Below are 16,345 nucleotides of genomic sequence, written 5' to 3'. Positions count from 1 at the left end.
GCGGCAAACAAGGAATACTGCCTGCCTACCTGGGTGGAGGAATTTTTCCCTACGCTTGTGGTTTGATCTATTCCTACGTTGGTAACCATATTTTTTCCGGCACTCAGCTTTATATCTTCCCCGGCATGTACAGAAAAATTTTTAGGCGCATGTACCGAGATATTCCCTTCACCATCCATAAACATTTTGTTTCCGCTGGGGTCTTCTATCAAGATGGATCCCTTCCCTTGGGCATCGTTAAAGATAATCTTGGTTCCACTGCGGGTTTGTATCACCTTTATATCATTCCCTTGCGTATAATACGCCGCAATTTCCCCTCCGTTATAGGCAGTCCCCAGTACTACCGGACATTCGGCATTGCCTCCTTGAAAGGCACATAAGACCATTTCCCCAATCTCCGGGTTAAAATACGTACCCTTGCTTCCCCCACTATGCGGCTGTATCACCTGTACCCAAGGGGTACTGCTGTTTGACGGCTGCTGCCAGGTAAATTGTACCCGTACCCTTCCCATTTTCTGTGGGTCTTTATTATCTATAACCTTGGCATGCTGGATGTCTGCCTTGGGGGTATCGGTAAGGTCTGTGTAAAAAGGTACACTCAGGTCTTTAGGCACTCCGTAAAAGGTATTGGTATACCCCTCACCATCGGCAAAGTTATGTATAATCTCCGTGATTTTATAGGATTCTATAGGTACTTTCCCGTTTTTGAATATTTTGTGATCCGGAATCCAAACCAGCATCTTAGCTATATCTCCGAGCATTATATTCGGATTATTGGAGGTTACTTCTATATCTATCAGGTTTTGTCTTTTTTTGTTTTCCCTCAAAACCGCCTGTTCTATATCCCGTCGATTCTGGGGCAGCAGGCTTTGTTCGTAAAAGCCCGAAGGTTCTACATGGAAGAGCTTTTGGGATACCTGATCGGCATATTGCTGGAAGGGGTTTTGTGAAGCTTCTACCGACTGCCCCGAAGAGTCTACGCTATAGCTCTGAGACTGCTTGGGGTCGTATCCGCTATAGTGGTAGTGCTGGGGCTGTACCTCCATTTTCAATTCATAATCATAAACATCTTCTCCTTCCATCAGTTCGGTAATCTTTCCGCCCCAGGGAGAGAAGACAAAGCGGCTGCCGTCATAGTAGAAATATTCTCCGTAACGTGCCGCCAAACGTTGGATAAAGGCAAAATCGGTCTCGTTATATTGTACTATATAGGGGATTTTTTCTTTATGGTTGGGGTTGATTGTGAAATTTATAAGGTTTTGGGGATAGTCGCGGATGACTTCTTTGATGATTTCTTCGAGGCTCTGGTTCTCGAAGCTGCGGCAATGAGACCCGTTTTCCATCAGGATAGAGGGCGATTTTCCCTGCAGGACGATTTGTTTGATTCCATCTTTTTTGCGGGTGGAAATGCTTGTAAGTACACCGGTAAACAACGAGCAGCTTTTTCCCCATTGCTTGAAGGTAAAGGTTATGCGCTTGCCTAAATCTTTACGGCTGTTTTCTAACAGGTAGGCTTGGTTTTCTCCGTACTCATCGGGATCGCAGAGCATTTCAAAGGTATCGTGGGAATTAACCCTCTGGCGGATTTGAAGGCGGAAGTTCGTGTGGGTGAATCTTGCTTCTCCTGATATTTGTACAAAAACGCTTACCAAGGGAGAGTCGCCGTATTGGTTTTCGCGGCTTCCGCCATAGGTAGCAATTATGCCCTGTAGGGATTGTTGGCGGGCAATTTCTTCCTGGCTCAGGATTTTGAAGGGGGAAGAAGGCAGTTCCTCTGGCTCCGGAAATAATGAATCTGACATAAAGCTAGGTTTTTGAGTTGTTTTTTATTAAATAACTAAATAATTAATCATTATTAACCTCATAATGAGATAAGCAAAAATAGGATTTATTTTAATATACGGTCAACTTTTTTTTAATTATTTTTTTTATGTATTGCTTTCTATGAAAGGATTCTGTTCGGTTTGTATAACAACATTCCTGCTCATGTATTATGGATAAAGGGAATATACGGTTTATAAAAATCAGGAAGATAGGTTTTTTAAACTTTCTTATAAAAACAACTAAGTAAGTATAGCAACTCTAAAAATCCTTTAGGCTTGAGTTATGCTCTCTAAAAAATATTATAAAATCTTAAAGTTTTCCCCCTTCAATATTACAAACATGGAAAAATATTATAAAAAAATCGGTTTAAAAATTATATAATAAAAAGTATTTAATATAATTCACAAAAAAACTTATACTGAGGTAGGTAATATATAAGAAATCTAAAAGTAGGAATATTGAAATTCTAACCTATTACATAATTAGTAAAAAGTCTTCATGTTTACCCTTACAGAAAAACAGATTTTGAAGATTATAATTATTACTTACATTTGCTTTTTTAATAAAAAACATGATTACACTATCTAATTTCTATTTTGGTCCTGTTTCTTATTTTATTACCTGGGCAAATGCTGATAAAGTATGGTTGGAACAATGGGAAAATTTTCCTAAACAAACCTACAGGAACCGTTGTATTATTCAGGGGGCTAACGGCAGGCTTCCGTTAATTATACCCATAGAACATTCCGGAGCACGTATTTTTAAAGATATTAAAATATGTTATGCCTCTGCTTGGCAAAAATTACATTGGAAATCTTTGCAATCTTCTTATCAAAGTTCTCCGTATTTTGAATATTATGAAGATAGTTTAAAGGAAATTTTTGAAAAAAAAGAAATTTTTTTGTTCGATCTAAATCTTAAAACGCTGGAATGGGTAAGCAAAACTCTGAAATACGATTTTTCTTTCCGGCTTACAGCGGAATTTTATAAAAATCCTCCTGATAAAGATTACAGGAGTTTTTTTAATGCCAAGGAATCGGGAAAATTTGCAAATAAAAAATATATACAAGTATTTTCAGACCGATTTTCCTTTATGAATGATTTATCTATATTAGATCTGATTTGTAACATTGGCCCGAAATCTGCTACTTATATAACAAACAATTAAAATATATTGTAAAATAATAATTCAATGAAAAAAATATTTTTAAGTCTTTCTTTAGCTTTTGCTTTGAATTTCTCTGTTGTATTTGCACAGGAAAATACCATGGCTGAAATAGATTCTACTTCATTAAAAAATTGGTATCATCAAAATTATGAAAAAACAGGAGTTTACGGGGTCGGAACTGATGATGCTATAGATTTTGTTAAATCTAAAGGGTTAAAACCATCTACTATTATTGTAGGGGTTATTGATAGCGGAGTTCAAATCGATCACCCTGATCTTAAAAATAATATATGGGTAAATCCTAAAGAAAAGCCTAATAATAAAAAAGATGATGATAAAAACGGATATGCTGATGATGTTCATGGTTGGGATTTTATAGGTGGAAAAGATGGAAAAGATGTAAATCAAGACACCATGGAAGCTACGCGTGTAGTGGTAAAATATGAAAATTTATTTGAGGGAACCGACGCTTCTGCGAATCAGGCAAATATAACAAAATATCCAAATGAATACCAGGAATATAAAAGAGCTAAATTAGTATATGATTCTAAACTTAAAGCTACCGAAAAAGGTTTGAATAATATACAAGAAAACCAAAAACAAATAGGACAAATGGTTTCTACTTTACGAATGGCCTTGGGAAATAAAACCATAACTGAAGAAAATGCTCAAAACATAGCTAACTCGGGAATAAAGAATTATATTCTGATGTTGGCTGAAGATGAATCTGTAAAAGGAAAAACCATAGACGAATTTGAAAAAATTGCATTAGCCCAGCTTAAAGAAGGTTTGGATTATTTTGGCAATCAGGAAAAATATATGTTGAATAAGGATTTTGACCCTCGTAATATTGTTGGGGATAATTATGCGGATCTTACTCAAAAATATTATGGAAATCAAGAGGTAGAAGGTCCGGATGCTCTTCATGGCACTCATGTTTCCGGAATTATTGCTGCTGAACGAAATAACCATATAGGTATGGATGGAATAGCCGGTGATGTAGCTAAAATTATGGTTGTAAGAGCCGTTCCTAACGGAGATGAAAGGGATAAAGATATTGCTAATGCTATTTTTTATGCTGTTGATAATGGAGCTAAAATAATTAATATGAGTTTCGGAAAGTCGTTTTCTCCGAATAAGGAAAGAGTATGGGAAGCGATGAAATATGCTGAAAGCAAAGGAGTATTAATGGTACATGCTGCCGGAAATGATAATAAAAATTTAGATCTTACTTTTAATTATCCTACTAATTATAAAGACGGCGAAAAAACTTCTTTTGTTAATAACTGGATAACTGTAGGTGCAAGTACTCGATATAATGATAAACTGAAAGCTTCTTTCTCTAATTATGGGCAAAAAGTGGATATTTTTGCTCCAGGTTTAGAAATTTATTCAACTATAACTAAAAGCGGATATAAATTTTTACAGGGTACTAGTATGGCTTCTCCTGTAGTTGCAGGTTGCGCTGCTTTATTGTGGGCATATTTTCCAAATTTAACTGCGATAGAAGTAAAAGATATCTTAATAAAAACTTCTAATAAAAATACTGACCCGTTGCTTTTAGATGAAGATGCTGATACTACTTTTGATAAACTATCTGTATCCGGTGGGGTGGTAGATGTGTACAAAGCTGTTAAATATGCTTATGAAAATTATGCTTCTAAAGCTAGAAATTAAGATCAATAAATTTAATATTTATAAAAAAAGGAGAGTTAAAAAACTCTCCTTTTTTATTTTTAAATCATTCAATTCTATAATCGCAAAATCAAATTATACCAAATTTTCAAAACAAAAAGTACTCATTTAAAATTACTTTACTTATTAAGACTAAATTTATGTTTCTACATACTTTCTAATTTTATTATTTAAAATTATATTATTTCATTTTTAAAATATATATATAAATATCCTTCATATTCAACTATGTAATCATCAAACAATTGTGTCTCTTCTAAAAATTTAACTTTTTTAATATCTTTAACATTAATACATATTATTTCTTTTTTATCAGTACTTAATCCAATAACATTTTCACTTACATAAATTATACATCCTAATATTTCATTGATAATAACATATTGTTCAATAGTAAATTTATTCATTTTCATTTCTTTAGTTTTTTATATGTAAACTTATGGCAGTCATATCAGAATTCCGTGAAAGATTTTTCATTTATGATACATATCATATAATTAATATCTTTGAATAAAAAACATATAAATACCTATTAATAATAATAATATTTCAAGAAATAATAATATATATTATTTATTTTATTACCCTAAATACATTATATATTAAATAATCAATAAAAATTCCATTTAAATATATAAAACATAAATAAAAAGACTTATATTTGTAATTATAATAAAAAAATAGCGCTTAAAGTATGTTTGAAAAAATTCTTATTGCTGAGGATTTTAATAGCTATAACTTTGCCATAATGAAATTTCTCGAAGAACTTAAAATTCCCTCGATAAATCAGGTTTATTATTGTGATGATGCTTTACTACAAATTAGAAAATCTTATGCAGAACAAAAACCTTATCAGTTATTAATCACTGATTTATTTTTTAAGATAGACAGACCCGTAAATATTGAATCTGGAGAAGAATTAATAATAAAAATAAAACAAGAATTTCCTGAAGTTAAAATTCTTGTTTTTTCTGTGGAAAATAAACTGTATAAAATTAATTCTCTGTTTGATAATTATAATATTGATGGTTTTGTTGAAAAAGGCAGAGGTGATATAAAAATACTAAAAGAAGCTATGTACGAAATTTTTAATGGCAAAAAATGGACAAATTTAAATGAAAAATACATAATTAAATGGGAGGTAAATGATATAGAAATAGTAAAACTTGTAAGTAAAGGATACAGTGTTAAAATAATATCCCAAACATTTAAAAAATTGAATTATATGCCCAATAGTGAAAGCTATATTAATAAAAGGCTTATGGTTATGAGAGAAGATATGGGTGCTAAAAATACAACTGAATTAGTATTACTCTTTATAAATGAAGGTTTACTATAAAATCTTTATAAAAATTAATTCATTTTTGGTTTAAATATATATATTTTATTTTTTACTTATTTTTTAATAATAATTCTATTCATTTTTTGAATATTTTTATTAAATTATACAATCAATTGGTTATTAATTTAAGATAATTAATAACTATTTTTTACTCATTATTATTTCGTATTTCTCTTGTTAATTTTTTTATGTATTTAAACTATATAAGTATTATCAAAATTTCTTTTCCAAAGAATTTATTTTTTCTTCTATTTATAGTTTGTTATTTACTTTTTTAAATTAATTGAGCTGTGATAGATGCAGTAATTAAGCTTTCATTTAGGGTATTTGCTTTAAATTCAACTAATGCATCATCTTTCCATTTTAGTTGGTTTGAGCTTTCATATGCTTGTATTCGATCTATAATAATATTTGCATTCTCAGTTTTATATGTTGTATTTCCTTTGATCCATAACATTAATGATCTTTCATCATAGTAAATCAATCCAATACTATTAATTAAATCTTCATTCTTTGAAGTTTTTAAATAGCAAGAATCAAATCCGTTATTATTTAAACAACCTATCAATTTAAATTTTTGATAAACTCCTGATATTATTATTCTTCCTTTTACTATCAAATTACTAATATTTCCTGAAATAATCTCTTGAATTTTTATATAATCTATTTCTGAAGTCTCTGAAAATTGATGGGAAAAAAATGTTGAGAAATAGTTCTTTGTATATAAATAATCACTGATTATCGGAGTTTCAGGTGTTTGATTATTTTGAATTCCTACATTGCCCTCGGCATCAGCTACTAACATTTTGGTTGGAGTAAATGCTTGTTGCCCTTCTACAGGAGCTGCATCAGCATTGGGAGTATATTTGTAATTTAGAACGTATTTACCATTTAACTTAAACCAACGTTTCTTAAAATCTCCATCAATAAGTTCCTCATGATTATGAATCTCTATCTCATGAGAATTTATAATCAACCTATTATCCATATTTTCTTTACAAACTACATTGGCGCCAATAATCACACAATTATTTCTATAAGTTTGTTTTGTATCGCTTTCAATGTCATTGCCTATAAAGGTATTGTAAGCTCCTTTCGGTTCAATAAATAACCCTGATCTTGTACCTATATAGGTATTTCCAAAGCCTGTTTTTATGTCATATCCAGCGTAAGCACCAATAGAAGTATTGCATCCCGGTTGTATAGGTTTTTCTTCTGTTCCATAATTCAATTCATCAGGATTATAGTTAATAAATGCATTAGCCCCAATAATGGTTTCATCTCTAGCTGATATAGATGTTCTAGCGGCATTATGCCCAATAAAAGTCGAATTTAAAGAAGATATAATATTACACCCCGCATTACCCCCTACTGCTGTATTATGATCACCATTTTGCATTTTAGATAATGTATAATGTCCAACAGCTGTATTAGAACAAGAAGTTTGATTGGCTGCTAAGGCATTATCTCCTATTGCGGTGTTGTATTTTGCCGTGGTAACGCTTTTTAAGGAACCTTTCCCAAATTTTAGGTTTTCATTGGTTGCATCACGGCCTATTACTGCTTCATTGATTATTATATCTTTATCGGTTTCATTTCCTCTTGATGTTATTTCTTGAAGTGTTTCTCCTGTTTTACTAAGTTTTTCTTGTATTTTTTTCAGTAGTTCTTCACTTAGCATAGTTGATACTACTCCTTTTTCTTTAATCTGGAATTGATTGGTATTAATTACTTCCAGTCCCCCATTTCCTGATGCTTTATAAGTTAGAATCCTTTCTGTTAAAATTGAACCATCAGACATTATAAAAGTTATTTCTTTAGTTTCCGGATTGTACTTTACCTCTATTAAGAACTTATATTTAGACAAGATAATTTCTCTAGTTACTCCTTCTTCATATTCAATAATTAAGGTACTTGTTTCTGCATCATAATCAATATCTGTTACTGCTCTTTTTAAGAATTCTTCTGTAATTTCTATTATTTTGTTAATTGAATAGGTTTTGTCTGATGCTGTATATAATGTATCGTCAATTAAACCATAAACATAGGTTTGTAAGGCTTTTACTATTTCATTATCTACCTTGTTTGATAATTCTTGGGTTAATTTATCAACCTTCTCTTTATCTGCTTTATTGACCAATATATTATTTATATCCTCTATGACTTCTATTGGAATTTTTTCTTCTTTGTGCCAATAACTCTCCAACCAAGCCCAAAATTGTTGTTCATCTGGTTTTTTTCCATTGGAAAACCATGGTTTTAATGTTTCTTTTGTTTCCATTTCTTATTTTTATACATTTATCCCATTTCCTATTTCACCCCATTTGAGTATTACAATCGAGTGATAACAGGGAATGGTTGGTAAAGTTGTACGCTCCCTGAATTATTTATATTTACTCTTAGCCGCCTAACATCATGGCCTCGCTTTTTATTACCCTCTTAAAGCATTCACCAATACACCTAATATCAGATAATTAATTACTAATTTTCAAACTCTGTATTTTTTTGTGTTTCTCTTGTTAATTATTTTTTTGTATTTAAACTATAGAAGCTCTATTAAAATTTTTCCTCTAAAGAATTTATTTTTCCTTCAATTTGTAATTTGTTATTTACTTTTTTTAAATTAATTGAGCCGTGATAGATGCTGTTATTAAACTTTCATTTAGGGTATTTGCTTTAAATTCCACTAACGCATTATCATTCCATCTGAGATTGGTAGAACCTTCAAACGCTTGTATTTGATCTATTATAATGCTTGTAGAGGTATTTTTGTGGTTTACATTTCCTTTGATCCAAAGCATAACCTGACCTTTATCATAATAAACCAACCCTATTGAATTAATTAAATCTTCACTCTTTGACGTCTCTAAAAAACAACTGTTAAACCCTGTATAATTTAGACTATTTATTAATTTAAATTCCTGATAAGCTCCTTTTACTATTAACCTGCCTTTTATAATAAGATTACTGACATTGCCAGGTATAGTATCTTGTATTTTAATATAATCCGTTTCTGATGTTTCGGTAAACGCATGGGTAAAAATTGCGGAATAATAATTTTTTATATAAAAAAAATTATTGTTTACTGGAGCTCCAGTTTTCTGGATATTTTGAATTCCTACCTTGCCCTCTGCATCAGCTACTAACATTTTGGTAGGGGTAAATGCTTGTTGCCCTTCTACCGGGGTAGAATCAGCATCGGGAGTATAGGTGTAATTTAGTATATATTTTCCTGAGAGCTTAAACCAACGTTCAGCAAAATCTCCTTCTATAAGATTATCATCGGACATACTCCCCCCATAAGCTTCATCTTCCTGAGAATGTATAATCAACCTGTTTTCCATATATCCGTTACAAACTACATTGGATCCAATAAACACATTGTTATTTCCGTAAGTTTGTTCTGTCCCGCCCGTAATGTTATAGCCTATAAAAGTATTATTGGATCCTTCAGATCCGAAATTTATTCCTGATTTTGCACCTAGGAAGGTATTTCCAAAGCCTGTTTTTATTTTATATCCAGCACTTTCACCAATAATAGTATTCCAACCCGAATCATATACATTTTTCCATTCTTTAGGATCATAGTTATAAGCGGCATTAGCTCCAATAATGGTATCATCTCTAGAAGTTTTAGCTGATTGGGCGGCATTGTTCCCGATAATAGTTGAATGTATAGAAATAATAATATTTTCTCCCGCATGAGCCCCTACTGCAGTAGTACACATACCACCATTATGGTTTTGTTTAGATAATGTATTGTATCCAATAGCTGTATTTCCATCAGAGTTAACATTGTCTGCTAAGGCATTATCTCCTATTGCGGTGTTGTTTTTTGCCGAGGTAGAAGATTTTAAGGCGTTTTTCCCAAATCTTAAACTTCCATTGATTGGATCATGGCCTATTACTGCTTCATTGGTTATTATATCTTTATTTGTACTATTTCCTTTTGTGGTTATTTCTTGAAGTGTTTCGCCTGTTTTACTAAGTTTTTCTTGTAGTTCTTCACTTAGCATTGTTGATACTACTCCTTTTTCTTTAATTTGAAATTGATTGGTATTAACTATTTCTAACCCTCCTTTTTCTGATGCTTCGTAAGTTGTAAATGAATCTGATAGATTTACAGTAAAAATTGAACCGCCCGACATGGTAAATTTTATTTCCTTGGTTTCCGGATTATATTTTACCTCTGATAAAAAATTACCTATAGGTAGGTTAATTTCTTCGGGTTCATCTTCTCTATATTCAATAATTAAGGTACCAGTTTCTTCATCATAGCTTACATCGGTTACTGCTTCTGTTAAGAATTCTTCTGTAATCTCTCGTATTTTGTCTATCGAATAGGTTTTGTCTGATGCTGTATATAATGTATCGTCTATTAATCCATAAACATAGGCTTGTAAGGCCTGTACTATTTCATTATCTACCTTGTTGGATAATTCTTGGGTTAACTTGTCTACCAGCTCTTTATCTGCTTTATTGACCAATATATTATTTATATCCTCTATGACTTCTATTGGAATTTTTTCTTCTTTGTGCCAATAGCTTTCCATCCAAGTCCAAAATTGTTGTTCATCTGGTTTTTTTCCATTGGAAAACCATGGTTTTAATGTTTCTTTTGTTACCATTTTTTTATTTTTATCCGTTAATGCCATTTCCTATTCCGGCCCATTTGATTAATATAATTGAGCGATAACAGGAAATGGGTGGTAAAGTTGTATGCTTTCTGAATTATTTATATTTACTCTTTGCCTCCTAAAATCATGGTTTCCCTCCCCCTCTTAACGAACCCACCAACACACTTAATATCAAATAATTAATTACTATTTTTTAAACTCTGTATGATGTTCGCGTTTCTCTTGTTAATTTGTTTTATGTATTTAAATTATAGAAGCTCTTAAAAATTTTTCCTCTAAAGAATTTATTTTTTCTTCTATTTGTAATTTGTTATTTACTTTTTTTAAATTAATTGAGCCGTGATAGATGCTGTTATTAAACTTTCATTTAGGGTATTTGCTTTAAATTCCACTAACGCATTATCATTCCATCTGAGATTGGTAGAACCTTCAAACGCTTGTATTTGATCTATTATAATGTTGGTATAGGTATTTTGGTGGTTTACATTTCCTTTAATCCAAAGCATAACCTGACCTTTATCATAATAAACCAACCCTATTGAATTAATTAAATCTTCACTCTTTGACGTCTCTAAAAAACAACTGTTAAACCCTGTATTATTTAGACTACCTATTAATTCAAATTTCTGATAAGTTCCTGCTACTAATAACCTACCCTTTATGAAAAGATTACTGACATTGCCGGGTATTGCATCTTGTATTTTAATATAATCCGTTTCTGATGTTTCGGTAAACGCATGGGTAAAAATTGTGGAATAATAATTTTTTGTATGTAAAAATGTACTACTTATAGGAGTTTCAGGGGTCGGAATTTTTTTTATTCCTACGTTGCCTCCTGCATCAGCTACCAACATTTTGGTAGGAGTAAATGCTTGTTGCCCCTCTACAGGGGTAGAATCCGCATCGGGAGTATAGGTGTAATTTAGTATATATTTTCCTGAAAGCTTAAACCAACGTTCAGCAAAATCTCCTTTAATTAATGCCTCAGTTGCATAACTCCCCCCATTATCAGCATCCCCTTGAGAATGTATAATAAGTTTATTTGCTATATATCCGTAGCATGGAGCATTAGCCCCGATTATTACGTTATTAGTTCCATAAGTGTCACTTGTAAAGTTAGCGATGCCATAGCCTACAAAGGTATTATAAGCCCCTCCATAAGTAAAAAAACATCCCGATTTGGCACCAACAAAGGTATTACCAAAGCCTCTGGTCATACCAAATCCTGCGGCTTCACCAACAAATGTATTTGAACCTGAAGGCATTTTACCCACCGGCAAGCCGTTATCTTTAGGCTGTCCGGTGTATGAATAACCGGAAATAGTTCCAATAAAGGTATCTCTATTAGTTTTACTTGCTGCATATCCTGCGGCAGCTCCTATAAATGTACAGTTCATAGATTCTATAGTCGCTATTCCTGTATCAGATCCTAAAGCCGTGTTATAATCACCATCTCCATTCAGTTTATTCAGTGCGTTATGCCCAATGGCTGTATTTTCTGGAGAGGTTTGATTGTCCACAAGGGCATTATCTCCTATTGCGGTGTTGTATTTTGCCGTGGTAACAGATTTTAAGGCATCTTTTCCAAATTTTAAATTTTCATTGGTTATATCGCGCCCTATTACTGCTTCATTGATTATTATATCTTTATTTGTATTATTCCCATTTGTGGTTATTTCTTGAAGTGTTCCGCCTGTTTTACTAAGTTTTTCTTGTAATTCTTCACTTAGCATTGTTGATACTACTCCTTTTTCTTTAATTTGAAATTGATTGGTATTAACTATTTCTAACCCTCCTTTTTCTGATGCTTCGTAAGTTGTAAATGAATCTGATAGATTTACGGTAAAAATTGAACCGCCCGACATGGTAAATTTTATTTCCTTGGTTTCCGGATTATATTTTACCTCTGATAAGAAATTATCTTTTGGCAGGTTTATTTCTTTGGACTCATCTTCTTTATACTCAATAGTTAAGATACCAGTTTGTGCATCATAATCTATATCTGTTACTGCTTCCGTTAAGAATTCTTCTGTAATCTCTCGTATTTTGTCTATCGAATAGGTTTTGTCTGATGCTGTATATAATGTATCGTCTATTAATCCATAAACATAGGCTTGTAAGGCTTGTACTATTTCATTATCTACCTTGTTGGATAATTCTTGGGTTAACTTGTCTACCAGCTCTTTATCTGCTTTATTGACCAATATATTATTTATATCCTCTATGACTTCTATTGGAATTTTTTCTTCTTTGTGCCAATAGCTTTCCATCCAAGCCCAAAATTGTTGCTCATCTGGTTTTTTACCATTGGAAAACCATGGTTTTAATGTTTCTTTTGTTACCATTTTTTTATTATATCCGTTAATGCCATTTCCTATTTCTCCCCATTTGAGTATTACAATCGAGAGATAACAGGGATGGTTGGTAAAGTTGTATGCTTTCTGAATTATTTATATTTACTCTTTGCCTCCTAAAATCATGGTTTCCCTCCCCCTCTTAACGAACCCACCAACACACTTAATATCAAATAATTAATTACTATTTTTTTTACTTTGTATTATGTTCGCGTTTCTCTTGTTAATTTGTTTTATGTATTTAAATTATAGAAGCTCTTAAAAATTTTTCCTCTAAAGAATTTATTTTTTCTTCTATTTGTAATTTGTTATTTACTTTTTTTAAATTAATTGAGCCGTGATAGATGCTGTTATTAAACTTTCATTTAGGGTATTTGCTTTAAATTCCACTAACGCATTATCATTCCAATTGAGATCGGTAGAACCTTCAAACGCTTGTATTTGATCTATTATAATGTTGGTATAGGTATTTTGGTGGTTTACATTTCCTTTGATCCAAAGCATAACCTGACCTTTATCATAATAAACCAGCCCTATTGAATTAATTAAATCTTCACTCTTTGACGTCTCTAAAAAACAACTGTTAAACCCTGTATTATTTAGACTACCTATTAATTCAAATTTCTGATAAGCTCCTGCTACTAATAACCTACCTCTTATGAAAAGATTACTGACATTGCCGGGTATTGCATCTTGTATTTTAATATAATCCGTTTCTGATGTTTCGGTAAACGCATGGGCAAAAATTGTGGAATAATAATTTTTTGTATGTAAAAATGTACTACTTATAGGAGTTTCAGGGGTCGGAATTTTTTTTATTCCTACGTTGCCTCCTGCATCAGCTACTAACATTTTGGTAGGAGTAAATGCTTGTTGCCCCTCTACAGGGGTAGAATCCGCATCGGGAGTATAGGTGTAATTTAGTATATATTTTCCTGAAAGCTTAAACCAACGTTCAGCAAAATCTCCTTTAATTAATGCCTCAGTTGCATAACTTCCCCCATTCTTCCCATCCCCTTGAGAATGTATAATAAGTTTGTTTGCTATATATCCATAGCATGGAGCATTAGCCCCGATTATTACGTTATTAGTTCCATAAGTGTGACTTGTAAAGTTAGTGATGCCATAGCCTATAAAGGTATTATAAGCCCCTCCATAAGTAAAATAAACTCCCGATCTGTTACCAACAAAGGTATTACCAAAGCCTCTGGTCATACTATATCCTGCGGAATCACCAACAAATGTATTTGATCCTGAATCCATTTTGCCCACCGGTAAGCCGTTATCTTTAGGCTGTCCGGTGTATTTATAACCGGAAGTTGCACCGATAAAGGTATCCCTATTAGCATTAGGTGCTACATGTCCTGCAGCTGTACCTATAAATGTACAGTTCATAGATTCTATAATTGCTTCTCCTGCATAAGCACCTAAAGCCGTGTTATAATCACCTTTTCCATTCAGTTTATTCAGTGCGTTATATCCAATGGCTGTATTTTCTGGAGAGGTTTGATTGTCCACAAGGGCATTATCTCCTATTGCGGTGTTGTATTTTGCCGTGGTAACAGATTTTAAGGCATCTTTTCCAAATTTTAAATTTTCATTGGTTATATCGCGCCCTATTATTGCTTCATTGGTTATTATATCTTTATCGGTACTATTCCCATTTGTGGTTATTTCTTGAAGTGTACCGCCTGTTTTACTAAGTTTTTCTTGTAATTCTTCACTTAGCATTGTTGATACTACTCCTTTTTCTTTAATTTGAAATTGATTGGTATTAACTATTTCTAACCCTCCTTTTTCTGATGCTTCGTAAGTTGTAAATGAATCTGATAGATTTACGGTAAAAATTGAACCGCCCGACATGGTAAATTTTATTTCCTTGGTTTCCGGATTATATTTTACCTCTGATAAGAAATTATCTTTTGGCAGGTTTATTTCTTTGGACTCATCTTCTTTATATTCAATAATTAAGGTACCAGTTTCTTCATCATAGCTTACATCGGTTACTGCTTCTGTTAAGAATTCTTCTGTAATCTCTCGTATTTTGTCTATCGAATAGGTTTTGTCTGACGCTGTATATAATGTATCGTCTATTAATCCATAAACATAGGCTTGTAAGGCCTGTACTATTTCATTATCTACCTTGTTGGATAATTCTTGGGTTAACTTGTCTACCAGCTCTTTATCTGCTTTATTGACCAATATATTATTTATATCCTCTATGACTTCTATTGGAATTTTTTCTTCTTTGTGCCAATAGCTTTCCATCCAAGCCCAAAATTGTTGCTCATCTGGTTTTTTACCATTGGAAAACCATGGTTTTAATGTTTCTTTTGTTACCATTTTTTTATTATATCCGTTAATGCCATTTCCTAAACCCACCCATTTAATATAGAGAACAACTCGATAAGGATTCATGATACTGTACTTTACCGCTACCTTCACTGGAAGTATTTCCATAATTTGAGGTAGAATTTGGTGTAGAGTCATATCCACCGCCCTTCCATGTTCCTGTATCTTCTCGTACGTGTCCATTATGACTATGAGGAGCCATTTCTTCAATTGTGTTTATGTGGGTGCAACTTCTTCCATAATTTCCTACTTTTGAAAATTCAGAGACGGAACGGTTAATGTGAATAAGCATACGTCCTCGCCATTCGTTTTCTGGAACTTCATTGTATCCTGGAGGTATTAAGGCTGCAATATTGTCAAAAAATATTATCCCATCTCCTTGATTTATTGGTGCATTCTGAGCTTTTAATATTTTAAGTTCTTCACGGGTTTCTTTCATAAACACCAATAGCTCCGTTAAAGGAGGAATACGTTTAAAGTTTTCCCATTTATAATTTTGAGCACCTGTTCCAAAAGTAAAATACCTTTTGGTTATAACCACCTTTTGTGTCCCATTTTCAAATTCTTTAACTACTTTTTCTTCAAACAGCGTAATATTCGCAAGTTTGATTCCTCCCCGAAATTCAAAAATTTCACCATTTATAAAAATAAATCCGTCAGTTATTATATTATTACCAGATTCATAACAACCTGATATTATTGCAAGATCACCTGCCATTGCAGCTAATCCATTAATAGGGAGGGTATAGGTTTCTTGTATATCTTCTAATCGGTTTGTGGTCATGGGAAAACCACCCGCATTATTATATTCTAATTTATTCATGCTAAATCTTCTAGAGGTTCTTTTTAGTATCTTTTACTAGCTAGTTTATAAGTGCTTTTATTTCAAAATTATCATTATTCAGTAATTTTTTTGTTAACTTATCAACCGGAACTTTATCTAATTTATTGAACAACATACTGTTTATACCCT

At 32.3% G+C, this 16,345-nt stretch carries 10 protein-coding genes; 3 read left to right on the top strand and 7 right to left on the bottom strand.

What is annotated here, in order from left to right:
* A partial coding sequence (locus C4S76_RS03270; protein WP_245915782.1) for a type VI secretion system Vgr family protein occupies positions 1-1,550 on the bottom strand: 1,550 nt, incomplete at its 3' end.
* Between the two features lie 845 nt (positions 1,551-2,395).
* Here C4S76_RS03270 and C4S76_RS03265 point away from each other — a divergent pair.
* Complete coding sequence (locus tag C4S76_RS03265; protein ID WP_105192606.1) at positions 2,396-2,992, top strand: WbqC family protein; 597 nt, start codon at positions 2,396-2,398, stop codon at positions 2,990-2,992.
* 24 nt (positions 2,993-3,016) lie between these two features.
* A complete protein-coding gene (locus C4S76_RS03260; protein WP_105192604.1) occupies positions 3,017-4,669 on the top strand; it encodes a S8 family peptidase in 1,653 nt (550 codons plus the stop codon).
* Positions 4,670-4,863: 194 nt separating this feature from the next.
* Here C4S76_RS03260 and C4S76_RS03255 read toward each other — a convergent pair whose 3' ends face one another.
* The gene (locus C4S76_RS03255) at positions 4,864-5,100 is read right to left on the bottom strand and encodes a hypothetical protein (RefSeq protein WP_146105673.1); all 237 of its coding nucleotides are present in this window, start codon (positions 5,098-5,100) and stop codon (positions 4,864-4,866) included.
* A gap of 281 nt (positions 5,101-5,381) precedes the next feature.
* Between C4S76_RS03255 and C4S76_RS03250 the strand changes: the two genes are divergently transcribed.
* Complete coding sequence (locus tag C4S76_RS03250; RefSeq protein WP_105192600.1) at positions 5,382-6,026, top strand: response regulator; 645 nt, start codon at positions 5,382-5,384, stop codon at positions 6,024-6,026.
* A 277-nt stretch (positions 6,027-6,303) separates the two neighbouring features.
* Here C4S76_RS03250 and C4S76_RS03245 read toward each other — a convergent pair whose 3' ends face one another.
* The 5 genes from C4S76_RS03245 to C4S76_RS11960 all read right to left on the bottom strand — a co-directional run bounded on the left by C4S76_RS03245 (position 6,304) and on the right by C4S76_RS11960 (position 16,195).
* Complete coding sequence (locus C4S76_RS03245) at positions 6,304-8,310, bottom strand: hypothetical protein (protein WP_105192598.1); 2,007 nt, start codon at positions 8,308-8,310, stop codon at positions 6,304-6,306.
* 337 nt (positions 8,311-8,647) lie between these two features.
* Positions 8,648-10,657 (bottom strand): hypothetical protein, encoded by a 2,010-nt coding sequence (locus C4S76_RS03240; protein ID WP_146105672.1) that lies wholly within the window; start codon positions 10,655-10,657, stop codon positions 8,648-8,650.
* Positions 10,658-10,989: 332 nt separating this feature from the next.
* Positions 10,990-13,011: a hypothetical protein gene (locus C4S76_RS03235; protein WP_105192594.1), complete on the bottom strand. Its 2,022-nt coding sequence runs from the start codon at positions 13,009-13,011 to the stop codon at positions 10,990-10,992.
* Between the two features lie 330 nt (positions 13,012-13,341).
* Positions 13,342-15,363 (bottom strand): hypothetical protein, encoded by a 2,022-nt coding sequence (locus C4S76_RS03230; RefSeq protein WP_245915781.1) that lies wholly within the window; start codon positions 15,361-15,363, stop codon positions 13,342-13,344.
* Between the two features lie 43 nt (positions 15,364-15,406).
* Complete coding sequence (locus C4S76_RS11960; RefSeq protein ID WP_105192590.1) at positions 15,407-16,195, bottom strand: hypothetical protein; 789 nt, start codon at positions 16,193-16,195, stop codon at positions 15,407-15,409.
* Positions 16,196-16,345 lie beyond the last annotated feature (150 nt).

Origin of the sequence: Apibacter adventoris (assembly GCF_002964965.1) — a bacterium.
GTDB classification, from domain to species: Bacteria; Bacteroidota; Bacteroidia; order Flavobacteriales; family Weeksellaceae; genus Apibacter; species Apibacter adventoris.
The sequence above is the reverse complement of the archived record's forward strand: the minus strand, read 5'-3'. Positions and strand labels throughout refer to the sequence as shown.